23 protein-coding genes and 1 pseudogene are annotated in these 23,415 nt (G+C 65.7%); 12 read left to right on the top strand and 12 right to left on the bottom strand.

Annotation, left to right across the window (positions count from 1 at the left end; translation table 11 throughout):
- Positions 1–3: 3 nt before the first annotated feature.
- The 3 genes from C6A86_RS07575 to C6A86_RS07565 form a co-directional block, all read right to left on the bottom strand.
- Positions 4–861 carry an ABC transporter permease gene (locus tag C6A86_RS07575; protein ID WP_233213012.1) on the bottom strand — a complete coding sequence of 286 codons (858 nt, stop codon included), beginning with the start codon at positions 859–861 and terminating at the stop codon, positions 4–6.
- A complete protein-coding gene (locus C6A86_RS07570; RefSeq protein WP_199196201.1) occupies positions 858–1,628 on the bottom strand; it encodes an ABC transporter permease in 771 nt (256 codons plus the stop codon). Before C6A86_RS07570 ends, C6A86_RS07575 begins: the two co-directional genes overlap by 4 nt.
- A 461-nt stretch (positions 1,629–2,089) precedes the next feature.
- Positions 2,090–3,010, bottom strand: a complete 921-nt coding sequence (locus C6A86_RS07565) for an acyl dehydratase (RefSeq protein WP_396835275.1) — start codon at positions 3,008–3,010, stop codon at positions 2,090–2,092.
- Positions 3,011–3,405: 395 nt separating this feature from the next.
- Here C6A86_RS07565 and C6A86_RS07560 point away from each other — a divergent pair, with 395 nt between their 5' ends.
- The 6 genes from C6A86_RS07560 (at position 3,406) to C6A86_RS07535 (ending at position 6,714) form a co-directional block, all read left to right on the top strand.
- Complete coding sequence (locus C6A86_RS07560) at positions 3,406–3,840, top strand: nuclear transport factor 2 family protein (protein ID WP_105363458.1); 435 nt, start codon at positions 3,406–3,408, stop codon at positions 3,838–3,840.
- Positions 3,841–4,015: 175 nt separating this feature from the next.
- Entirely contained in the window at positions 4,016–4,342 is a 327-nt protein-coding gene (locus C6A86_RS07555) for a hypothetical protein (RefSeq protein ID WP_142406985.1), read from the top strand.
- 197 nt (positions 4,343–4,539) lie between these two features.
- Entirely contained in the window at positions 4,540–5,007 is a 468-nt protein-coding gene (locus tag C6A86_RS07550) for a MarR family winged helix-turn-helix transcriptional regulator (protein WP_199196200.1), read from the top strand.
- Positions 4,958–5,608: an NADPH-dependent F420 reductase gene (locus tag C6A86_RS07545; RefSeq protein ID WP_233213011.1), complete on the top strand. Its 651-nt coding sequence runs from the start codon at positions 4,958–4,960 to the stop codon at positions 5,606–5,608. The genes C6A86_RS07550 and C6A86_RS07545 overlap by 50 nt, the downstream gene beginning before the upstream one ends.
- Before the next feature lie 21 nt (positions 5,609–5,629).
- Positions 5,630–5,779, top strand: coding sequence for a hypothetical protein (locus C6A86_RS07540; protein ID WP_199196198.1), 150 nt, complete (start codon positions 5,630–5,632; stop codon positions 5,777–5,779).
- 35 nt (positions 5,780–5,814) lie between these two features.
- Positions 5,815–6,714, top strand: coding sequence for a TIGR03620 family F420-dependent LLM class oxidoreductase (locus C6A86_RS07535; RefSeq protein ID WP_105363457.1), 900 nt, complete (start codon positions 5,815–5,817; stop codon positions 6,712–6,714).
- 110 nt (positions 6,715–6,824) lie between these two features.
- Here C6A86_RS07535 and C6A86_RS07530 read toward each other — a convergent pair whose 3' ends face one another.
- Together C6A86_RS07530 and C6A86_RS07525 are read right to left on the bottom strand one after the other, a co-directional pair.
- On the bottom strand, positions 6,825–7,349 hold the full coding sequence (locus tag C6A86_RS07530) for a TetR/AcrR family transcriptional regulator (RefSeq protein ID WP_233213010.1): 525 nt from the start codon (positions 7,347–7,349) through the stop codon (positions 6,825–6,827).
- A gap of 111 nt (positions 7,350–7,460) precedes the next feature.
- Positions 7,461–8,684, bottom strand: coding sequence for an MFS transporter (locus C6A86_RS07525; RefSeq protein WP_105363455.1), 1,224 nt, complete (start codon positions 8,682–8,684; stop codon positions 7,461–7,463).
- A gap of 157 nt (positions 8,685–8,841) precedes the next feature.
- Between C6A86_RS07525 and C6A86_RS07520 the strand changes: the two genes are divergently transcribed.
- Positions 8,842–10,293, top strand: coding sequence for an HNH endonuclease signature motif containing protein (locus C6A86_RS07520; RefSeq protein WP_105363454.1), 1,452 nt, complete (start codon positions 8,842–8,844; stop codon positions 10,291–10,293).
- 48 nt (positions 10,294–10,341) lie between these two features.
- Here the strand turns inward: C6A86_RS07520 and C6A86_RS07515 are convergent, their stop codons facing one another.
- Positions 10,342–11,727 (bottom strand): dihydrodipicolinate reductase, encoded by a 1,386-nt coding sequence (locus tag C6A86_RS07515; protein WP_233213009.1) that lies wholly within the window; start codon positions 11,725–11,727, stop codon positions 10,342–10,344.
- A 189-nt stretch (positions 11,728–11,916) separates the two neighbouring features.
- Here C6A86_RS07515 and C6A86_RS07510 point away from each other — a divergent pair, with 189 nt between their 5' ends.
- The 3 genes from C6A86_RS07510 to C6A86_RS07500 are packed head-to-tail and all read left to right on the top strand — an operon-like array spanning position 11,917 to position 15,644.
- Positions 11,917–13,728 carry an NAD(P)/FAD-dependent oxidoreductase gene (locus tag C6A86_RS07510; RefSeq protein ID WP_199196197.1) on the top strand — a complete coding sequence of 604 codons (1,812 nt, stop codon included), beginning with the start codon at positions 11,917–11,919 and terminating at the stop codon, positions 13,726–13,728.
- A complete protein-coding gene (locus tag C6A86_RS07505; protein WP_105363453.1) occupies positions 13,725–14,312 on the top strand; it encodes a TetR/AcrR family transcriptional regulator in 588 nt (195 codons plus the stop codon). The genes C6A86_RS07510 and C6A86_RS07505 overlap by 4 nt, the downstream gene beginning before the upstream one ends.
- 33 nt (positions 14,313–14,345) lie before the next feature.
- Positions 14,346–15,644, top strand: coding sequence for an NtaA/DmoA family FMN-dependent monooxygenase (locus C6A86_RS07500; protein WP_311101069.1), 1,299 nt, complete (start codon positions 14,346–14,348; stop codon positions 15,642–15,644).
- 7 nt (positions 15,645–15,651) lie between these two features.
- Here C6A86_RS07500 and C6A86_RS07495 read toward each other — a convergent pair whose 3' ends face one another.
- The gene (locus tag C6A86_RS07495) at positions 15,652–16,407 is read right to left on the bottom strand and encodes a GTP pyrophosphokinase family protein (protein ID WP_105363127.1); all 756 of its coding nucleotides are present in this window, start codon (positions 16,405–16,407) and stop codon (positions 15,652–15,654) included.
- Between the two features lie 161 nt (positions 16,408–16,568).
- Between C6A86_RS07495 and C6A86_RS29165 the strand changes: the two are divergent.
- A pseudogene (locus C6A86_RS29165) lies at positions 16,569–17,160 on the top strand (MBL fold metallo-hydrolase); the annotation flags it as partial.
- A gap of 364 nt (positions 17,161–17,524) precedes the next feature.
- Positions 17,525–18,838, top strand: coding sequence for an HNH endonuclease signature motif containing protein (locus tag C6A86_RS07475; protein ID WP_105363126.1), 1,314 nt, complete (start codon positions 17,525–17,527; stop codon positions 18,836–18,838).
- A gap of 15 nt (positions 18,839–18,853) precedes the next feature.
- On the opposite strand, the gene C6A86_RS07470 is transcribed toward C6A86_RS07475, so the two are convergent.
- The 5 genes from C6A86_RS07470 to C6A86_RS07450 all read right to left on the bottom strand — a co-directional run bounded on the left by C6A86_RS07470 (position 18,854) and on the right by C6A86_RS07450 (position 23,413).
- A complete protein-coding gene (locus C6A86_RS07470) occupies positions 18,854–19,549 on the bottom strand; it encodes a fumarylacetoacetate hydrolase family protein (protein WP_105363125.1) in 696 nt (231 codons plus the stop codon).
- Positions 19,550–19,600: 51 nt separating this feature from the next.
- Complete coding sequence (locus C6A86_RS07465) at positions 19,601–20,641, bottom strand: PHB depolymerase family esterase (RefSeq protein WP_142406965.1); 1,041 nt, start codon at positions 20,639–20,641, stop codon at positions 19,601–19,603.
- 30 nt (positions 20,642–20,671) lie between these two features.
- The gene (locus tag C6A86_RS07460; RefSeq protein WP_105363123.1) at positions 20,672–21,880 is read right to left on the bottom strand and encodes a cytochrome P450; all 1,209 of its coding nucleotides are present in this window, start codon (positions 21,878–21,880) and stop codon (positions 20,672–20,674) included.
- Positions 21,877–22,467, bottom strand: a complete 591-nt coding sequence (locus C6A86_RS07455) for a TetR/AcrR family transcriptional regulator (RefSeq protein WP_105363122.1) — start codon at positions 22,465–22,467, stop codon at positions 21,877–21,879. The genes C6A86_RS07460 and C6A86_RS07455 overlap by 4 nt, the downstream gene beginning before the upstream one ends.
- Before the next feature lie 85 nt (positions 22,468–22,552).
- Positions 22,553–23,413 carry an alpha/beta fold hydrolase gene (locus C6A86_RS07450; protein WP_105363121.1) on the bottom strand — a complete coding sequence of 287 codons (861 nt, stop codon included), beginning with the start codon at positions 23,411–23,413 and terminating at the stop codon, positions 22,553–22,555.
- Positions 23,414–23,415: the final 2 nt, after the last annotated feature.

Raw genomic sequence — 23,415 nt, 5'->3', positions numbered from 1 at the left:
CGCTCAGCCCGCCAGGTTGAAGTTGCCGGACTGCCCGTAGATGGACAGCGTGACCAGGAGCGTGACGAAGACGGCCACCACCAGAGAGGTTCGCGTAGCGCGGCCCACCGCTTCACCGACGCCTGCCGGGCCGCCGGCCGCGGTGAAACCGTAATAGGTGTGAACCAGCATGATCACCACCGCCGTCACCACCGCCTGGACGAAGGACCAGATGAGATCCGTCGGGATGAGGAAGGTGCGGAAATAGTGGTCGTACACACCGGTGGACTGGCCGTAGATCACGGTCGTACCGAAACGCGCTGCCAGAAAGGACATGATGACGGCCACGCAGTACAGCGGAATGACGACGATCACGCCGGCCAGGACACGGGTGGACGCGAGGTAGGCCATGGATCGCACCCCCATGACCTCCAGCGCATCGATCTCCTCGTTGATGCGCATCGCGCCGAGTTGGGCGGTCGATCCGGCACCGATCGTCGCCGCCATGGCGATCGCGGCCGTCAACGGTGCGATCAGACGCACATTGAAGTAGGCGGATGCGAATCCCGTCAGCGCTTCGACACCGACCTGCGCGAACTGGTTGTATCCCTGAACGGCGACGAGCGCGCCCGTCGAGATGGTCAGGAACCCGACAATCACCACAGTTCCGCCGATGACCGCGAGAGCGCCTGTGCCCAAGCTCATCTGCGCGACCAGCCGAACGAGTTCGGTCTTGTAGTGGACGAAGACATCCGCCACGGACATCAGGGTCCGCCCGTAGAACTGCGTCTGTTCGCCGACCCGCGTCCAGCCGGAATGCCAGTCGCGGGTCTTTCGCGACAGCCGGGGAAACTGTTGATTGATCGACGTCTTGACGCTCAAAGGTTCACCTTGATTCCCACGGCGGTCATGAAGATGTTGATGACGAACAACGCAAGGAAGGAGAAGACCACGGTCTCGTTGACCGCGTTACCCACACCGGCGGGACCACCGCTGACGGTGGTGCCCATGTAGCAAGCAATCAGCCCCGCCGTCATCCCGAAAAGTGTTGCCTTGATCAACGACACGACGACGTCGCCGACGCCCGTGACGAGCGTCAGACCGGCGACGAACGCTCCTGGTGTCACATTCTGGAAGAACACCGAGAACACGAAGCCGCCCGCCAATCCCACCAGGATCACCAGCGACGCAAGAAGCAGCGCCACGAGGGTGGCAGCCAGCACACGGGGCACCACGAGGGCCTGGATCGGGTTGATCCCCATGACGCGCTGCGCATCGAGCTCTTCGCGGATGGTTCGCGCGCCGAGGTCGGCGCACATCGCTGTGGCGCCGGCACCGGCGACCACCAGCACGGTAACGATCGGCCCGATCTGAGTGACTGCTCCCAGAGCCGCGCCGGTCCCTGAGAAATCAGCCGCACCGAACTCGGCGAGCAGCACGTTGAAGGTGAACACGGTGAGCACCGTGAACGGAATCGACAACATGAGGGTCGGTAGGAGCGAAACCCTTGCGACGAACCATGACTGCAGCACGAACTCGCGCCAGGCGAACGGCGGGGCGAATATGGCGACCGCCGTGTCGAGCGAGAATCCGAAGAAGCCACCGATACCTCGCAGCGGCTTCGACACACTCAGCGATGTGAGAACCACGTTCGTCACCACTTCCGGTCGGGGTGCATTGACGAAGCATCCGGAGGACCCGCCGAGAGAACTCGCGTACACGCTGATCGACTCACTGGTGCATCCTTTTTCCGGCTTCGGTTCGGTCACACCACCCACAGACGAGTGACTCGGCTCACGAATCTAATCAACATTAAACTAAAAACTCAACCTGTTCGGCGCAAATCGCCTCGTCCGCGGGCATCGCTCCCGGCATCTACGCTGGCAGTCCCCGATTGACGTGAACGTCAGACTTGGAAACGCCGATTGAGTTGACAGCCGTCGACAGAACACCGCGATCGGGGTCTGGCCGCAGCGATGCCCACGCCGCCACCGGACGGGCACCAAGTGCGCTGCGATCGGCCGTCAGACTTTCTAATCTGGGCTAAATGTTGGGCTACTTCCCGCATCCCCTGCCGCCACAGCGACTCGGCACGGGACGAGTCGGCCAGTCAGAACAGCAGCGCAGCGAAGCGCCAATCCAGCACTTGGCGGTCGCCCTCGCCTCCGATGCCGACGGCGTACACCAGCGATCGCACGTGCAGGATGCCGCCACGACCACCGGGCAGAGTTGACGCCTGTTCAACCTCCACGTCGCTGTAGAGCGTATCCCCCTCGCGGACCGGGCCGGTGTGATCACAGGAGGCCCAGTTCAGGATGGTAGCCAGGTTCGGGAGCAGCCGTGTCGCCTGCGCAAACGCGATACCGATGGTGTGGCCCCCGTACACCAATCGTTCGTAGCCGCTGCGATGGTCGTGATGCGTCGCGGCAATATTGAGACTCAACCTGGCCAGTTCGGGGGCACTGCTCACGACATCACCAGTGCTTCGATAGCGGCGGCCCTGCAGCTCCGGCGCGAAGTGGGGCCCGGGTACCCGTGAGCGGAAAGCATCCGCGTCCCAATCACGTGTCGGATCGGTCGCAGTCGCACCAGCACCGATCGACGTCAGATCGTCGCGATGGTCCGTCGCGGTGGTTCCCGGCGACAGCGGGAGCATTGCGCACCGGTGAAAATCGAGCACGAGGCGACCTAGCTGGTCGGTCGTTGTCACACGCAATGCGACCAGGCCGGTCGGCGCGCGGCCGTCACGAAGGGCGTTCTGTTTCATGCCGACGACTTCGGTGCGGGTGCCGAGCGTGTCGCCCACCTCGACGAAACGATGGAAAGCCAGCCCCCGATAGAACAGATTGGCCTTGACCCGCTGGGTCGCCAACGTGCTCTGTCCGATGACAATGTCGGACACCAACGCCGGATGCGCCAGTGGTGCCGAGCTTCCCGTGACCGCGGCAGCCAGTGTGGCATCGAGCGCCAGCCTCAAACGGTCACCCAGGATGGCTTGATGCAACGCCGCCGCCCCGGTCGTGAGGGTCATCGTCGGCGCGCAGTCGAAAACGTGGCCGACCTCCACATCATCGAAGTATGGGCCACCTGCAACCTGCTCTGCGTCAAAGATGCTCAATGCAGACTCCTCGGGACTACATAGCTGTTCGCCACGGCACTGGACCAGTTGGCAGCGGCCCTATTTGAGAGTCGCACGGGTGGCGCCCGGCGAGGGATTTTGAATCTAGACTATAAAGTGCTCGCCGGCTGCCCGCCCTTGCGACAGGCCGGCCGCTGACCAGTAGACCGCCAGGGCCGGCTCCAACTCCGCCGGGTCACTCTCCTGCGTGTGCTCGGCTCCGCTTCACCGATATCGACTATCTCTGCCGTCCGGCTTATTTCTAATATAGAGTAGAAATAATATTCAGCGACCGAAGGCCCGTCACCATGACCACACCTCGACCGACAGACGATCTCGACGCCTATGCGTCCTCCTACGGGAGCGCATGGACGAAAGACCCTACGGGCCTGCTTGATTTCTTCGATCCGGCGGGCACCTACTCCGATATGGCCATGGGCACCACCTATACGGGCCACGACAACATCCTGCGTTTTCACCGTTGGATGCTGAAGTTCGCACCCGACTCCGTCATCGAGTTTCACTCACCCGCGGCTCGCCACGGCGTGCTCTATCTCGAATGGCTGTGGTCGGGGTCGTTCCAGGGCCAGTTGCGGTTGGCGGACGGATCCGAAATCCCCTCCAATGGTGAGAGATTCAGTGTTCCCGGGATTGCCGCCTGCCACGTCACACCCCACGGCAAGCTGACCAGCCATCGGGACTTCTGGGATGTCGCGCAGATGATCGCGCAGCTGGGCGCCTAGCCAGTGCGTCGGCCGAATAGTGTCATGGCATCGGCACGCTCGGTGGCGTCGGGAACCAGGAACCGTTCAGCACCTCGGAGAAGCGCATTCACACGCCGAAATTGGTGCGCTGCCCGGTGATCGACGCGCAGTAGGCTGACTGCGGGGTCAGTTTTACGGACGGCGAGGGGGCCAGATGTCTGAGGTACGGGTTGTTGCCGAGGACCTTCAGGTATCCGCAGCGACAGTCGATGCGCACGCGGACAACGTCCGCGCGCGGTACGCAGCTGCCGACGCTCGGTTCGATGGCGCGCAGAAGGGTCTACCCGCCGGGTCTGCAGCTGCACTCGGTGCAGCCGTCGCGAAGTGGCAGGCCGACAGCACCGCAATGATCGACCGGATGATCGGCGGCAGCACCGGCCTGCGCAGCGGCGCCACGGCCTATGTCGCTGCCGACGAGGACGCAGCGGTCGCGGTCGAATCGGCCGGCAACCAGATCCGGCCCGAGGACATGGGGCTCTAGTTCAGCGGCCGGCGTGGATGTCATTTGTCGAGGACGTGGGCCACGACCGCCCGCTGACTCGGCCATCGAGGTGACACCGCTCGCGCCACTATGACGCCGGGCTAAGCGGCCGCCGCAGCTCACGGGGATGAGCTGCCCGTTACCCCCATTTTGGCCTCGACAGGTAATTCGCCTGCCGTGCTAGTATCTAGTGCACTATGGAATCGCGCGCTGGAAAACACTCTGCGGCCGCACCGGCAGGCTCGAACAACACGCTGGGCGAGCAACTGTCGTTCGCGCTCTACGGCGCGGCCAACCGAATGATTCGGCTGCACAAGCCGTTCCTGGAGCCGTTGGGTCTGACCTTCCCGCAGTACCTTGTGATGCTGGCGTTGCTCGACGGTGCACCCCAGACCGTGGGTGCGTTGGGCGCCCGCTTGGATATGGACACGGGCACGATCACGCCGCTGGTCAAGCGCCTGGAAGCCGCCGGGATGGTCTCGCGCGTGCGTGATCGCAGCGACGAGCGGCGGGTACTGGTCGACCTGACCGCCGCGGGTCGACGGCTCGAATCGAAGGTCCGCGGTGTCACCGACCAGATCAAGTCAGCGTGCCAACTCGACACCCGCGGCGTCGATGACCTTCGACGCACGCTCGAAGACCTGGCCCACCCGGCTGTCGACTGACGAACACCAAAATCGAGGAGCGAGAATGAAAATCGGTATTGTTGGCGCCGGCAACATCGGCAAGACGCTGAGTCAGAAGCTGAGTGCAGCAAAGCACGATGTCAAGATCGCGAACTCCCGTGGTCCGCAGACGATCGACCCCGAGGCGTTGTCGACCGGCGCCCGCGCGGTCGAGGCGGCCGATGCGGTGCGCGATGTCGATGTCGTCATCTTGTCGATACCGCTGAGTCGCATGCCGGCCTTTGCGTCCGTACTTTCTGCAGCGCCGACCGATGCGGTGATCATCGACACCTCGAACTACTACCCGCTGCGGGACGGACACATCGAGGCCCTGGATAACGGCGAAGTCGAGAGCGTGTGGTTGACCGAGCAGATCGGACGACCGATCGTCAAGGCGTGGAACGCCATCGGGTCAGCATCCCTGGCTGATCAAGGTGTTCCCGCGGGAACTCCCGGTCGCATCGCCATCCCGGTCGCCGCCGATGACGCTGCCGCACGCACGCTGGGAATGACGTTGGTCGACCAGACCGGATTCGACGGCTTCGACGCCGGCCCGCTGTCGGAGTCTTGGCGACAGCAACCCGGCGCCCCGTGCTACTGAACGGATCTCACCAGCGAAGAAATGGGTGACGCCCTGGTCACCGCCGAGAAGGATCGGCTGCCCAAGCGCCGCGACATCTCCATTGCCGCCATCGCCGAACGCGTCGGTGACGGCACGACCAACCCTGATTCGGACTACGCCGTCCGACTGACGCGCGCGATCTTCATGTGAGTGTGCGTCCAATACACGAAGCGAAGGTACAGACTATGACGAATAAACCTGGCAGCATTGACTTTCCGTCCAAGGTCGGCGTGTTCTGGAACAGCGAGCCCTGGCCGATCCGCGATGCGCAGAATATGGCCCGCGAGATCGAGGCACTCGGATTCGGGTCGTTGTTCATGCCCGAGGGTGGCGGCAAGGACGCCCTGGTCGAATCCGCAGCCTTCCTCGGTGCCACCGAGCGCCTGGTGGTCGGGACCGGCATCGCCAACATCCACGTCCGGTTGCCCATGATGGCAGAGAGTGGCGCCCGGATCCTCACCGCCCTATACCCGGGACGGTTCGTCCTCGGCCTCGGCGTCAGCCACGCCCCCCTCGTCGAAGGCTCGCTCGGCGGTGCCTACCGCAAGCCGCTGGCGATGATGCGCGCGTATCTGGACGGCATGAACTCGGTGCCGGCTGAACTCGAGCCCGGCGCGCGACCGACACGACTGCTGGCGGCGTTGGGGCCCAAGATGATCGAACTCTCCGGTGAGCGCGCCGACGGCGCACACCCCTATCTCGTGCTGCCCGAACAGACCCGAACCACTCGCGCCATCCTCGGTGCCGACCGTTGGATTGTCACAGAACAAGCCATCGCCATCGGTGGCAGCGCCGAAGACCAGCTGCGGCGCGCCCATAACCACCTCGATCTTTACTCGCGGCTGGACAACTACCGGAACTCCTGGCTGCGACAGGGTTTCGACGAGACCGACCTGGTGGTCGGCGGGTCCGATCGGCTGGCGCGTGCCCTCGTCGGTATAGGAACAGCCGAGGACGCGGCCACCTCGGTCACCGCACATCTGGACGCCGGCGCCGACCACGTCGTCGTGCAGGTTGCCGTCGACGCACCAACCGACGACCCACTGCCCAATCTGCGGGCACTCGCGACCGCATTGGGCTTGTGATGCGCGTCGGAGTCACCTACCAGCAGAACGAACTCGGTGCCATACGCGCCTACGGACAGCGCGTCGAGGAACTGGCGTACAGCCAGGCCTAAGTCGACGCCGTCGCTGGATCAGTGCGGGCCCGGCGTCGCACGGGACCCACAGCCCTGCCAGACGGTCTGCACCAATCGATGAACCGCGGCGTCGTCCAGTGGCGGCATCCCGAACATCAACCGGTAGTAGGGCGGGGACACAAGAGCGTCCACGGCGACCTCGATGTCAACGTCGGCAGGTAACTCCCCGCTGCTGACGGCACCGCGCAGGGTGTCGGCGACGGCTGCGCGACGCGGGGTGATCCACTGGTCACGCAGTGCCCGCTCGATCGCGGGATCGAATCCAGACGCCGCAATGACGTTGCGCAGCAGCGGCCCGACGGACGGATCGGCGAGGATGCCGAATAGAGCACTGACGTGATGGACGACCGCCCCGACCGACGTGCTGCCTGTCGGGCGCGTGATGGATTCGCGCACCGAATCGAGCAGACCCTCCAACACGATTGCCGCCGCCGACGGCCACCACTTGTAGATCGTCGTGCGGCTCACTTCCGCGCGCTTGGCGATGGCCTCGATCGTCGCGGCCGCGGGCCCCCCGGCCAATGCCAACTCCGCGGCGGCTGTGAGGACTGCGTGGCGGGCAGCTTCGCTACGCGGTCGACCCCGTTGAGCGCCGCCACGCGCCGTGTCAGGACCGCAAGCCATTCTCCCAGCCTATTGCAGCGCCCGCTCGGATCCTGCCAACGCGATGACCAGACATACCGCGGCGGCGACTGCCCCGAACCCGAACATCACCGGATAGCTCAGTGATCGCGACAGGAACGCGAGCGCCGCGGGGACCGCAAACCCGAGATAGCTTAAGCAGTAGAACACCGCGGTCAGGCCCGCCAGGTCGTCAGGTCCCGCGATGCGCTGGATCTCCTGAAGACCGGCAAGCAGAGCCATTCCATATCCAGCGCCGAGCACGGCGGCCGCGACGAGCGCCGCCCACATCGTCAGTACCGTGGCAGCCCACCCGGCAAGACCCATACCCACGATGACCAGGCCCAGCGCAGCGACCACACCGCCGGCGCGGCCGGCCGTGACGAGGTTGCGGCCAATGTGCTGAGCCGTGAATCCCACACCCAGAGCGACGACGCACAGCAGAGCAGAGAACGCGATGGGTGCCGCGGCGGCACGTTCTGACATCAACGCAGGAAGTACTGCGTACGCCGAAGCGCCTGCACCGAAGACCCACGGGGCGAGCGGCACGACCACGAACAGGAAACGTCGGTGCGAGGCCCCCTGCACAACAAGGTCGGTCCACCACGGGCGGGCCGAGGTGCTGCGGACACGCGACTCGGGAACACCGAGAAGAACAACCGCTGCGGCCAGCGCCATCACCGCGTTGATCGCGTACGGCAGCACTGTGGGCGCGGGTCCCCATTCGGCGAGCGTGCCCGCAACACCGGCGCCGAGGCCGAAACCCGCTGTCAGACTCATTGCGGCGCGCCGGGCGCCGGCGTTTCCATGCTCCCCCGGAGCGCCTGATAGTTCCTTGATCCAACTGCCGCCGACGGCCATCACAAGACCAAGTGCCAGTCCGCTGAACACCCGACCCACACCGAGCACCACAGCGGATTCCGCACCGCCCGCCAAGATCAGCGAACCCACCGCGGCGAGTACCGGTGCAGGAAGCATCAGCGGGCGACGCCCGAAGCGATCCGACAGCGGGCCACCCACGAGCAGGCCGGGCACGATTCCGAGGACATACGCGAAAAGCAGTAGATCGACGGTGACCGCGGAGAAGCCGCCTTGGGCGCGGTACATCACCAGTAGCGGAGTGAATTCGTTACCGCCCCATGCGATCGCGAACGTCGCCGACGCGACGGCCAGCCACTGCCGGGCGCCGCCTGAGCCGACACGGTCGGCTGAGGTCTCCTTGGCGGGCGCGGTCATCACACGGCCCGGCATTTACTGAACATGATGTCCACTATATAGGGGGCGCCCTTGGAGCGCGACACCGGTGGCGTTGACGTGAAACATATTCTGCCCCTTTGGTTTCACCAGTCACGCGGCAGCCGGAATTGTCGGTGGTAGCACGTATGTTCGATATATGACATCGGACCTGGCCGCTGCGGTCAGCGCCTACACCGCGAGTGTGGACGCGCTGCTGACCGCCGACGTCGATGCCTGCTCACACCGGGACCTGCTCACCGCGTTCGCCGACGTCGAGACCACCACGCAACGAGTCCCGATGCTCCAGTACGCGATCCTGGCCCGTCTGCAACGCGAAGCCACTCCCGCCGAGTTGGGCGCGACCTCCTGGACGAAACTGCTCACACTGCGCACCCGGATGAGCAAGGGCCGCGCCCACAAACTCCTCACCCGCGCCGCCCAACTGGCACCGCGGCGAACACTGCAGGGCCAAGACATGGCGCCCGAGTGGGAACACACCGCCGCCGCGCTGTCGCGCGGCGCTTTCGGCGAGGAACATCTTGAGGTGATCCGCAAGTTCTTCAACGCATTGCCCGCCACCGTCGACCCGATCACCCGCTCCCACGCCGAGCAGTCGCTGGTCACGGCCGCCGCCGACCTGGACCCGCACTCGTTGACCGTCCTGGCGATCCACCTGCTGGCCCTGCTGCACCCCGACGGCGAGGAACCTGCCGACGCCGCCGCACGCAAAGCCGGCCTGCACCTGGGCTCTCAACAACCCGACGGCCTGAGCTACCTATCGGGGTGGGTCACCCCGAAATTGCGCGCCATGATCGAACCCATCCTTGCCAAATTCTCCGAACGCGGCCGCCACCCCGCACCCGAACCCGGGCCCACAGAAGCGCAACCGCCACTGTTTGACGAACCCGAGCCGGAACCGCACCCCGAACTCGAACAGCCTGCCAGTGAGGACAATCCGTCTCCTCCGCACCACGAGGACCCGCGCCCGCCGCTGTTGGATGCCCAGTGGCGCAGCAAGGCCCACTACCTTCACGACGCCGTCGAAGCCGCCTTCGACCTGCTGCTGCGCTCCCAGACCCTGGGCCGACTCAACGGACTACCCACCACCGTGGTGATCACCACGACCCTGCAAGAACTCCACGCCGGCGCCGGATACGCCGTCACCGGCGGCGGGTCCGTGCTCCCCATGCGCGATCTGATCGCGATGGCCGCCGCCGGGGCTTACCACTACCTCGCCGTCTTCGACGGCCACACCTCCATGGCCCTGCACCTCGGCCGCGCCCAACGCTGCGCCACCGGAGCCCAGAAACTCGCACTGTTCGGCCGTGAACGCGGCTGCACCTGCCCCGGCTGCGACGCCGCGTTCTACGACACCCAGGCCCACCACGGCCACAAAGACTGGAAACACGGCGGACAGACCAACATCGACGACCTCACACTGGCCTGCGGCCCCGCAAACCAGATGATCGAAGACACCGGCTGGAGCACCCGACGCCGCCCCGACGGCCGCTTCGAATGGATCGACCCCACCACTGGCCGAGCCCATCTCAACAACCTGCATCACCCCGAACGCCTCCTCGCACCCCGAGAAGACGACCCGCCTCCCTAGAACAAAGCGCCCAACCCGCGCAACGCGCGCGGTACAGCTCCGGATCATCTATCCGGGTGCTTGCCATCGTTTCCGGACCGCGGCTATGGCCCGCACGGCAATTCGATGGGGTTGACCGTTCGCCAGGTCGATGATCGAGTCCGCGACCGCCCAGGACATCTTGCCGTCGCTCATCGAGACCATTTGCGCAACACTCTGGTATGCGGCCATGCCGACGAACATCGCGACCTCGCGGTCATTGGTGGCCGTCTTCCTGGCCTGCCGGGCGACGACGCGGTTGAGCAGCCGCCCGATTCGTGACGCGGCGAGTTCCTGCAGGGTTGACTGACGTGTGAAGTGCGGATGCGAGGGTGGGGGGACCTCAGCCGCCGGCACGGGCGGGGGCGCGGGCACCAATTGGGTTCCCACGGCGGGAAGGTCGGAGTAACCGACGATGCCTGGCCGCGCAGCCACGACGGCCGGAATGGCGTTGACGACCGGCATGGCCGTGATGACCGAGCCGATGCCGACCATCTCGTCCATGGTCATCGAGCCGAATTCCGGCAGCACTCCGGCTCGCAGGGTGACGTTCGGGTGGCCGCGGATCTCGATCTCGTAGGCCATTGCGATGTCCCAAGCCGGGGTGAGGTGGGGGGTGATCGTCCACTTCACGGCGGTCTCGACAACGTCCAACCCACTGACCGAGCCGATCCAGCGCGCGTAGATGCCGGCAACGGTACCTGCGCGAACATCACGTCCGGGGATATCGAGATCTTCTGCTGCGTAGGCGAACTCGACATCGCACCGAATGCCGTCGAGGGCGAGGCCAAGCAGGTCGGCCAGCGCCTCGCAGGTGTCGCCGAACGGGATGGTGGCGTGCTCGATGTCTGCTTCGTGGTTCGCGTCACCCGCCGGACGCCCCCAGCCCAGCTCGTCCTGGTTCGCGTCCCCGGCCCAGGGCCCGATGTCGAAAGACTCCACAATGCTCACGTAGTTGGCGGTACGGCACACGTTGGTCGCGATCGACGCCAAATACTGCACGTAGCCCGGGTTCACGCCACTGCCGAACATACTGACACCACCTTCGACGGCGGCGGCCTCGATCCGCGCACGACTCTCCTCGCCATACGCACGGCCGGTCATGAAGTGTGCAGTCGTCGCGACATTGATGCCAGCACGAAGCAGCGTCTCCAGATGGTCGATGTCGGGATGCAACGGCATATAGACAACGCAGTCTGGCTTCAGCGCGAGGATCTCGCCGATGTCATTGGTAGCCGAGATACCAAGTCTGCGGTCGAGCCCGCACAGCTCGCCGAGGTCCTTACCCACCTTGTCAGCGCTGTAGGCGAATACGCCGACCAGCTCCAGCCCGGGGCGTTCGAGAATGCCCCGGACCGCCTCACGCGAGATGTTTCCGGTGGTCCACTGCACCAGGCGAATCGGGGCGTCTGTCACGGAGCACTCCAGGGTCTAGCGCGGAGGCGATCAGGTAGGGCGGCATGGCCACTGCAGGCGGCACGTCACACGGAGCCTACATACATCCTCTTCGGCGCATAGTCCTTTACAGAAGACTCATTCTCTGTAAACATGTCGCCAAGTACATTCACTGGACATGCCGTCCAGCGAGATGGATGGAGCCACGACATGTCACTGGGTCCCCAACCCGCGGTCTACGACGCTGACTGGGTGCGCGCCAAGTACGCCGCCGAACGCGACAAGCGCCTGCGCGCCGACGGCGTCGACCAGTTCGTCGAGGTCACCGCGGATTTCTCGCACTACGCCGACGACCCGTACACCGAGCGCACCGAACGCGAACCCGTCAGCGATCACACCCAGGTGCTGATCATCGGTGGCGGGCTGGGCAGCCTGATCGCCGCGGCGCGGCTACAGGAGGCCGGCATCACCGATATCCGGGTGGTGGACACCGCCGGCGACTTCGGCGGCACCTGGTACTGGAACCGCTATCCCGGCGCCCAGTGCGATATCGAGTCCTACATCTACCTGCCGCTCCTGGAAGAGCTGAACTACATCCCCACCGAGCGCTACGCCCACGGACCGGAAATCCGGGAGCACCTGCAGGCCATCGCCCGCCACTACGGGCTGTACCGAAACGCCCTGCTGCAGACCACCGTCACCAACATGGCCTGGGACGACGACGCCCAGCACTGGGTCGTCGAGACGGATCGCAAGGACCGTCTCACCGCGAATCTGGTCGCCGTCTCCCCCGGATCGCTGACCCGACCGAAGCTGCCGGGCATCCCCGGCATCAACGAGTTCCGGGGGCATACCTTCCACACCAGCCGCTGGGACTACCGCTACACCGGCGGCGACGAGACCGGCGGGCTGACCCATCTGCGCGACAAAAGGGTCGGTGTCATCGGTACCGGCGCGACCGGGCTGCAGTGCATCCCGCACCTGGGCAGGGCAGCCAAACAGCTGTACGTCTTTCAGCGCACCCCCAGCACGGTCGCCGAACGCAACAACTGCCCGACCGACCCCGCCTGGGCGGCCACCCTGAAGCCGGGCTGGCAGCGCGAGCGGATGGAGAACTTCACCCGGGTCACCTGCGGGGTCGAGATGGATCTCGATCTCACCGATGACGGCTGGACGCGCAACGCGCTGGCTTTGACGGAGCCGGCCGTCGTCCGTGAAACCCGAGGACTGGGCCGGGAGATGACCCCCGAGGAGATCACCGAATTCCTGTACCGCGCCGACTGGGACGCGATGGAACGTCTGCGCGGTCGCATCAGCACCGTGGTGACCGACCCGCAGACCGCCGAAGCGCTCAAGCCCTGGTTCAAGCTGAACTGCAAACGCCCCGGCTACCACGACGAATACCTCCCGACGTTCAACCGGGACAACGTCACGCTGGTCGACACCGACGGCCGCGGTGTCGAACGGTTCACCGAGACAACGGCCGTCGTCGACGGCGTGCACTACGAGCTCGACGCCTTGATCTTCGCCACCGGATTCGACGTCGGAACCGAGTTCACCCGTCGCCTCGGCTTCGAGATCACCGGCCGCGACAACGTGCGCCTCAGCGACACATGGGCCAAGGGCATGCGCACCTTCCACGGCCTGCAATCCCACGGCTTCCCCAACTGTTTCTTCCTGGGCTACACCCAATCCGGGGTCTCCCCCAACTACACCCACACTGCCGAGGAACGCGCCCGGCACTTCACCTATCTGGTCAGCACATGGGTGCAACGCGGCGCGGCCACCATCGAAGCGACTCGCGAAGCCGAAGACGAGTGGCTGTCGGCGATGAACGAGGCCTCGGAGAGGCCGAAGGCGTTCTACGAAGACTGCACGCCGAGCTACCTGAGTTCCGAAGGCCAGAAGGACAATCCGCACGGCATGCTCGCGAACAACTTCGGCGGCAAACCCACCGACTTCTTCGACATGCTCGGCGCCTGGCGCGCCACCGGCCGCCTCGAGGGGGTCACCATCACATGACGACTGCCACCAAGAAACTCACCATGCGCGACCGCCACCGCATCATGACGCGCGACCACATCATGACCTCGGCGCTGGAGGCATTCGCCGAACGCGGTTACGTCACAACGACCATCGACCACATCGTGCAGCGCGCCGGGATCGGCCGCGCCACGTTCTACCTGCATTTCGACAGCAAGGCGGCGGTGCTGCGCGAACTGCGCAACACCCGGATGACGGTATGGACCGACCGGGATCATCCACGCGGCGGCGAATCCGGGCGCCCCACGGTCCGCTCCTTCTTCGAGAAGGTCGTCGATTTCTACACCTCGGCACCCGAGCTGTACACGGCATTGCACCAGGCGCGCGCCGCCGACCCCGAGTTCGCCGCGGCGCACCGCGCGACCATGGAAGCCAACGTCGACGACTGGGTCCGAACGGATGCCATACCCGGCGCCACCGAAGCCCAACTACGCCTGGCCATCGCGATGATGTACACGATGGTCGACTCCTTCATGCATCTGTGGCTGGTCGACGGCTGGCCGCTGGACCGCGAGGCCGCCATCGAGGCGATGACCGACGCGCTGTACTCCACCATGCGCTGAACGCGCCTCGCACTCAACGACAGGAGCCATCCGATGGCCGAAAAGCGTTATCTGCATCTCAATCTGGTCGCCAACGACATCAACCTGCACCAGGGCGCCTACAAGTACGAACAGGCGCACGGTGTGCCCGAGCGCGGCACCTTCGAGCGACTCATCGAGTACGGCAGGTTCGGCGACGAGGGCCTGTTCACCGCCCTGTTCGTCGGAGACATCCCCGGCTTGAACGGATCCCCGGCCTTCGACGGCGGGCCCGCCGAACCCATCACCGCGCTGACCGCCATCTCCCAGCACACCAAGCACGTCGGCCTGATCGCCACCGCGTCCACCACGTTCTACGACCCGTACAACCTGGCCCGGCTGCTGGCCTCCCTCGACCAGGCGTCGGACGGGCGCGCCGGGTACAACGCCGTCACCTCCGTCATCGACCAGTTCGCACTGAACTACAGCCTCAAACAGCACCTGGATCGCGAGGCCCGCTACGCGCGCGCCGACGAGTTCCTCGACGTCATGCGGGCGTTGTGGGACAACCGATCCCTGCGTCGCGACCCGGACGGACTCACCCGGTTCTACGCCGAACCGATCAACCACCGGGGAAACCTGTTCGAGGTCACCGGCCCGCTGAACATCGCGCCCAGCCGGCAGGGCCGCCCGCTGATCGCGCAGGCCGGCGGATCGGGCGCCGGCATCAGGGTGGCCGCCAAACACGCGGAAATGGTGTTCACCAACTCCTCCACCCGCGAGAGCGCGGCCGAATACCGCGAGACGCTGGACAAGGCGCTCGTCGAGCAGGGCCGCGCCCCCGGCTCGGTGCCACCCATCCCCGGTCTCATCCCCTATCTCGGTAGGACGACCACCGAGGCCGAGGAGAAGCTGGCCGAACTCGACAGCTACGTCGACTGGGAACCGATCGCGCCATTCGCGTTGGGACAGTTCGGACTCGACATCCGCTACGGCGATATCAACGACCCGTTCCCCACCCACGAACTCCCCCGCCCCCAGGATGTCGAGAAGACGATCAAGAGCACCTTCGGCAACTACGTCGGCCTCTACACCTGGATCCAGGAACGCCCCGGCGTGACGGTGTGGGAGGTCGTCGCGCAGGCCGTCGGCCGCGGTGGCGCCACGCACCGTAAGTTCGTCGGCACCTACGATGCACTCGTCGAGGACTTCGCGGCCTGGCATGAGGACGGCAACGTCGGCGGCTTCAACCTGATGTTCTCGGCGGGTTCGGCCGCGATCCGCGAGTTCATCGACGAGGTGGTCCCCCGGCTGATCGACCGCGGCATCTACCGCAGCAGCCCGCACGATCGGCCACTGCGGGAACGGTTCTAGCCTGCCGCTACAGCAGCGGCGCGAACCCCTGCCGCTGCTGGGCAAAGCGCGCCAGCACCGCGTCGGGGATCGGGATACTGCCGCTGGCCATCTCGACCGGGACGGGCGGCAGCGCCCCGTGCACGTCGTGGTGCAGGCTCTCCATCTCGTCATCCAACCGCGCGGCGGTGGTCGCGGCTTCTTCCAGGCTGCGCGCGATATGGGGAGGGACCGCACCGGAGTACTTGTAGAAGATCTTGTGTTCGAGGCTGGCCCAGAAATCCATCGCCACGGTGCGCACCTGCACCTCGACCGGAACATTGACCACTCCGCTGGACAGGAAGACCGGCACCTCGACGATCAGGTGCAGGCTCCGGTAGCCGTTCGGTTTGGGCTCGGCCACATAGTCTTTCAGCTGAAGGACGGTGAGATCGTCCTGCCGCGTGAGCGCGTCGGAGATCAGGTAGACGTCCGAGGTGAATGAGCAGGTGACCCGGACGCCGGCGATATCGGTGATCTTGGCGCGAATCTCCTCGAAACGGGGCTCGCACTGCTTGCGGGCGATCTTGTCGAGCACACTTTCCGGCGTCTTGAGCCGGCTGGTCACATGCTCGATCGGGTTGTACTTCTGCAGATGCTTGAACTCCTGCTGCAGGATGGAGACCTTGGTCGTCACCTCGTCCATGCCGAACTTGTAGGCGAACATGAATCGGGAGAACTCCTCGCGCAACACCTGAAACTCCTCCAGCAGAGCATCAGGCATGGCGTCCAGAGAAGAATTCATGCCTCCAGGATGCCTGATCGGGAAAACTCTGCGAAAACCGTGCGTTCGAGCGGGTAGAAGGGCAACCCGCACCTTCGTCGACACGACGATCAGGAGAACACCATGAGCGTGGGCAGCGTTGCACATCTGAGCCGGACATGTACCTGCCGCCGGAGATCACGGACTGGCCGCTGAACGTGGCCGTCGTGCGCAGCGGCGGCAAGACCATCCTCATCGATTCCGGCCTCGGCACCGAGTTCCCGGACTTCCCGCGGGCCGGGCAGCTGAGCATGCGTCTGGTGGCCGCCGGTATCGAGCCGTCCTCGGTGACCGATGTGGTGCTCATCCACCTGCACATGGATCACATCGGCGGGCTGCTCGTCGACGGACTGCGCAACAAGCTGCGCCCGGATCTGCGGGTGCACGTCGCCACCGCCGAGGCCGAGTTCTGCGAGGTGGCCGGGGGTGTGGCCTCCGGTGCGGCGCAGCAGCACGCCGGGTGCCACCTCGTATTCGTTCTCGAAGGTCCACAGTTGACTGCGGTAGACATCGAGGAACTGCGCGGCGGTCCGCCGCAGTATCTCGGGGATGGGCGCGGGCATCACGGTGGGGGTGAAGTCGGGCGAGTCGGCGCGGGTCCGGATCAAGCTGTTGACCGAGCTGGCGGCCACCAGCGAGCAGCTGGTCGCCACCCATCTGCCGTTCCCGTCGGTCTGCCACGTGGCGACCGCGGGCAGCGGATTCCGCTTCATCCCGGCGGTCTGGGACTACTGAGCAACCCGTGCGGCACCGAGCCTGGGACCCGGTCGCGGGCCCTGTGTCGCACGAAAGTTCATCTCTCGTTCACCTGAGCCGGTTTGGGCTGGGATACCTGCGGGGTACAGGCGTGGCATTGGCGCGATACGGCGCCGTACCACCGACCTGAAGGCGCCGACCATGATCCCTTTCATCTGCCCGAGCTGCGGACACATCGACATCGATTCGGCCGACTGCTCGACGTGCGCGCAGTCGCCCGGTGGACCTGACGTAGTGGACGCGGACGTCGCCTGACGTTTTCGGTTCCCTGTAGCGGCGAGGTCATCACCGGAGGGTTCCAGAGCTCGATCTAGGTGTCGGACCACCTCGTTAGAATCGTGGTATGCCGCCGCCGACAACACCTTTCGCCGCACACACACCTCGGGTGTCGCGGTTGGAGGTGTTGTTCGACGAGATGGCGGAGTTGACCGGGCAGCGCAATGCGATCGATGGCCGGTTGGTGGAGATCGTCGCCGAGATCGATGGCAGAGGCACCGATGACGGCAACTCCCTGTGGGGTTCCACCGGATGCCGGTCGATCGAGGCGTTGGTCGCGTGGAAGGCCGGTATCTCTCCTCGCAACGCCGAAACTATGGTCGCCGTGGCCCATCGCATCGACGAACTTCCCCGCTGCACCCAAGGCTTACGGGAGGGTCGGGTGTCCTTGGATCAGATCGGGGTGATCGCTGAAGGCGGTGGCCAGGGCTGCGATGAGCATTACGCGGAGTTGGTGAAGGTCGCCACCGTCGTCCAGTTGCGCACCGCGGTCAAGCAGGAACCCCGCCCCGACCCCGAGTCCAAGCCCGAACCGACACGCAAGATCACCAAGATCGAGAACGACGATTCCACGACGTGGCGGATCACCCTGCCCAAGGTGGAGGCCGCGAAATTCGAAGCAGGCCTGCAATCACATCGGGACGCTTTGGTGGCGGACTGGAAACGTGACCACGATGCGCAGGACAGCATTGATCCCGAGGACGGTAGTGCCCGCGTCTGGGACCAGGAATCCACGATTTCTGAGCAGGCACCGCCGTTCCCGGACGGCGTGGATACATTCATGAGCCTGATCGAGGCCGGCTGGGACGCCGACGTGGCGCGCCGCCCGCACGGCCAGCACACCACCGTGGTCATGCACCTCGACCTCGAGAAACGGGTCGCGGCCCCGCATCTGGGCCCGGCCCTCACCGCAGACGACCGCCGATATCTGCTCTGCGATGCCACCTGTGAGGTGTGGTTCGAACGCCACGGCCGCCCCATCGGCGTCGGCCGGGCCACCCGCACCATCAACCGCCGGCTCCGCCGCGCCCTGGAGCACCGCGACCAGACCTGCGTGGTGCCCGGTTGCGGGGCCACCCGCGGTCTGCATGCCCATCACCTGGTGCACTGGGAGGACGGCGGCCCCACCGATCTGTCCAACCTGGTCTTGTTGTGCCCGTTTCACCACCGCCTGCACCACAAGGGTGTCATCACCCTGACCGGGCCCGCCGAGAACCTCAAAGTCACTGACAGCGACGGTGACACCCTCACCGACGCGTCGCTGGCCCGCCCACCGACGACACCCCCGCCGGATGTACTACCGTGCCCTGGGCCAAAAGGCGAACGCGCGCAATGGTGGTGGTACACACCATACGAACCACCGCCACGGTCGGACAACTAGGTCCCGGCGCCGGGCTCAAATGACGACGAACGCCAGTTCGCCGACTCCGTCGATGCCGCCACGCACCTGCTGCCCGCGGGCGATCGCCCCGACGCCGGCCGGGGTGCCGGTCATGATCAGGTCGCCTGGTGCCAAGGTGACCGATTTCGACAGGTGGGCAATGACATCGGCGACCGGCCATATCTGGTCGGCGAGGTCACCTTCCTGGCACAGATCGTCATCGACGCTCAGCCAGATCCGTCCATGGGTGGGGTCCACCGATTCGGCAGGCACCAGTTCCGACACCGGGCCGGACGCATCGAAACCCTTCGCCAGATCCCACGGCCGGCGGGTCTGTTTGGCCACGTCCTGCAGATCTCGACGGGTCAGATCGACACCGACGCCATATCCCCAAACATGTTGCAGCGCAGAGGCGGCATCGAGATCCGCGCCGCCGGCGGCCAGGGCCACGACGAGTTCGATCTCGTGGTGCAGGTTCTGTGTCTGGGGCGGGTACGGAACCTGGTGCGCCGGACCGCCGCCGTATCCCTCCGACGCCGTGAAGACGGCGTCGGCCGGCTTGGTGAAGTAGAACGGCGGCTCCCGATCCGGGTCGGCACCCATCTCGCGGGCATGGTCGGCGTAATTGCGGCCGACGCAGTAGACCCGGCGGACGGGGAAGCGTTCCGCGGAGCCGGCAATGGCGAGCGTCGTGGGCGTGATCGCAAACATCGAGACCAGCCTAGGGCCGCCGCTCAATCGGTGGGCATTCACGGCGCCAGGTCAGAGCCGCGCGGCGTACTTCTCGGCGAACTGCCACGCGAGAGAACTCGCATCTGGTCCGGACCGCTCCGCAAAAAGGCCCTCGCCTGTCGGTGAAGGATAAGCATGACCCATGTTCTCGACGAGGTACATGTCGATGTACGCGAACCCGTCGGAGCCACTGAGCGTAGTGCGCGTAAACGGGTGCGTGCCGGGCGCAGCCGGCACCGTCGTCGCCTCCTCCACCCACCCAAGGCTGACGTTGAGCAGTCCGTCGTCGACCAAGTCATTGACCACCGACCAGTGCTCGAAGAGCCGAGTGGCCACGACGGGGGGCACCACTGTGTCCCGCCTGCCCTGAACGATGAGCAGCGGGACGTGCCGGACGCGGTCACCCATCTGCGCCCACGCCTGGCGGGCGGTGCGTTCTGGCGGCGTGGCGTCCGGGCTACCGGGATCCACCTGGTTGAGCCCGTACTCGCCGCCGGCCACCGAAGTGGCGGTGGCAAAGAGGTCCGGGTGAGTCGCAGCAAGAATGACCGCGGTGCCCGCACCGGATGACGCGCCCACCACGTGCACCTGATCGCCGTTGGCGTTGTACTCCTCGATCACCCGGCGTGCCACGCCGGCCAGTAGCGCGGGTTCGCCTGTGTCGCGGCGTTGCTGCCGCGGATCGTTGGATTCCCAGCAGTTCAGCAGATTCTGGAACATCCGTTGAGTCGGATAGACGACGATGAAACCTTCGCGGTCGGCCAGGGCGTTGAATTGTGTCATCGACTTCATGGAGTTGAATCCATAGCCGGTCATCCCGCAGCCGTGGATCGCCATGATCACCGGGAGCGCAGTGCCGCTGTCGTATTGCGGCGGTAGATGAACCTGGTAACGCAGGCTGCCGGCGGGCCCGTCGAACACATGATTGTGGTCCCGCTCCCCCGTCCACCACGGCAGACCGTGCTGCACCGCCGCGGTGGCCGCCCCGAGCGCGACCACGACCACCCCGATCACTGCGGCGAGCATCGTCAGCCATCGCCTCCGCTTCCCGACCACCCCGGTTTCGCTCAATGGAAGTACCTGAACCTGAACAATGCGATATCAGAGGCGCGCGGTCATCCGCACGGGCAGCGAGTCGATCCCGATGCCGACGTTGTGCACAGGCCCGCCGCCCGCCCACACCGCAGGTCCGGCCAGTTGGATGTCGTAGCCGGCCGCGAGGGCCCCGAGCACCGCCTGGACCTCCTTGCGTGCCAGGTTCGCACCAAGGCAGTAGTGCACTCCGCCCCCGCCGAAGGACAGGTGCGGGTTGGGCGAGCGGCGAATGTCGAACCGGAAGGGATCGGCGAACACGTTTTCGTCGCGGTTGCCCGACGGATACCAGAACAGCACGCGGTCACCGGTTTTCACGTCCTGCCCACCGACGGTCACGTCGCAGGTGGCGGTTCGGCCGAAGAACAGCACCGGGCTGGCCCAGCGGATCGCCTCATCGGCGGCGGTCAGGGCGAGCTGCTGATCCGACCGCAACTGCGCCCATTGATCAGGATGGTCGAGCAGTGCAATCAGGCCTTGCGTCAGTGCATTTCGGGTGGTCTCGCTGCCGGCGACGGACAGGATGAGGAAGAACATGTCCAGCTCGAAGCCGTCGAGTTGCGCGGCGAGCTTGGTCCACACGTCGTCGGTCGGGTGCGCCCGCTTCTCGGCGCTGAGCCCCTGCGCATACTCGAACAGTTCGACCTGGAATCCCAGCCGATCGTCCTCGGTGTAACCGCGGTACGGATCGCCCGATTTGAGCAGATGGTCGACGCGCTCGAAGACCCACGGCCGGTCCGATTCGGGGATGCCGACGATGTCGGCGATCAGGTGCATCGGCACCTGATAGGCGATGTCACGGACGAAATCACAGGTGGCGCCCGACGCGGCTTCGAGGATCTGAGCGGTGCGGGCGGCAATGAGTTGCTCGAGCCTGCCGATCATCCGCGGCGTGAACTCTGAGGTGATGATCCGGCGCATCTCGGCCTGATCGGGCGGATCCATCGAGACCAGTGTCCGTCCCGCCGATAGCAACGGGTTCGGTTCCATCATCGGCCCGCCGATGGCCGCGAAGGTCTTCCAGTCGCGGTTGGCCTGCTGGATCTCCGGGTGGGTGACGATGGACCAGAACGGAATCGACGGGATCCCCGGCCGGCCCTCGACGGCCAGGTGCCGGTGTATCGCACCGCGACTGCGCAATTCGGTGAAGACCTCGTGCGGGAAGCCATTCGTGTAGAGCGCCGGATCGGTGAGATCGACGTCCAGGACATGGGTCATGTCTGCTCCCCTAGGGCTTGCCGGATCAGTGCGCGGACAGCCGCGGCATCGGCTGCCTCGCCGAGCAGCAGCCGCCGGTAGACGAGCCCTCCGGCGAGCATGTCGACAAGCGCATCGGCATCCGTCGATGCCGGGACGTCCCCGCGGGTGCGGGCCCGTTCCACCGCGTCGATCGCCTGCTGCCGGCACCGCCCGGCGAAGGTGCGCACCGTGGAGCGCACCGCCTGGTCGTTGGTGGCCTCGGCGAGCAGGGACGGGAGCAGAGCGGCGAGTTCGGGTTGGGTGAGCATGTCCGCGATGGGCAGCAGCGCGGCGAACAGGTCGTCGACGAAGGAGCCGGTGTCCACACCCTCGGATGGCTGGGTGATCGAGACCGCGGCGTACTGGAACAGCTCGTACTTGCTGCCCCAACGCCGGTAGATGGATGCGCGGCCGACGCCGGCGCGGGCGGCGATCCCCTCGATGGTCGCGCCACCCCACCCCTTGGCGCCGACCTCGGCGACCGCCGCCGCCACGATCGCGGCGTCCAGCCGGTCGTCGCGGGGCCTGCCTCGGCGGGGCGCCGCTATCGGCGTGCTCGTCGTCACACCTGAATCCTGGACTACTGGGTTCCGGAATTCAAGAGTCTCGTAATAGAGACCGCCTGGGACAGATCGGAGGCGAGAGCGAAAATCAGCGGCTCGGGTTGGCGGGCTCTGTCGTGGAGATGAACTCGTCGAGTAGCTCGATCACCTTTTCGGGTGCTTCGACCTGCGCGAAATGCCCGACGCCAGGCAGGATCTCGAGGCGGCAGTCCGGGCGGGCCTCCAACGCCGCATAGGCATGGTCGACCGGGATGATGTTGTCCTGCTCGCCCCAGATCGCGAGTATCGGCAAACCCTCGCGCAGATTCAGCCGGTTCAGGGCACTCACGGCCTGGCCACGATAATCGACCACCGATCGCAGGGTCCGCAGGAATGCCTGACGCGTCTCACCGTCCCCGAACGACGAGTACGCGCTCCACATCTCCGCGCCCCGGGGGGAGCGCAGACCGGCCGAGCTCAGCCAGGACTTCACGGCGTTTCCGGCCCGCAGCACCGGTGACGGCGCGATCACCGGCATCACGAACTCGGCTCCCGGCGCCGCCAGCAGGCGCAGAATCAATCCCACATCGGGACCGAGTCCGCCACTGCTGATGAGTACGAGCCGGCGGCAGTAGTCCGGATGTTGATAGAGGAACTGCATCGCGACGCCGCCGCCCAGGGATTGGCCGACAACGGTCGCCGATTCGACGCCGAGTTCATCGAGCAGATCACGCAGGCCGACCGCGAAGGCGCCCAACGAGTAGTCGGTGCGGGGCTTTGACGACTGGCCGTGTCCGAGCAGGTCAGGCGCGATGACGCGGTATTTCTTGGCGAGCTGGGGCAACACCGCGCGCCAGGTCTGCGCGCTGCCCGCCATGCCGTGGATCAGCAACAGGACTTCGTCACCGTCGCCCTCGTCCACGACCGCTTGTCGCATGCCATGAATCTCGATGAACTTCGTTTCGATCACTG

Origin of the sequence: Mycobacterium sp. ITM-2016-00316, assembly GCF_002968335.2 — a bacterium.
In the GTDB taxonomy this organism is placed as follows: Bacteria; Actinomycetota; Actinomycetes; order Mycobacteriales; family Mycobacteriaceae; genus Mycobacterium.
This window is presented reverse-complemented; position numbering and strand designations above follow the sequence as displayed.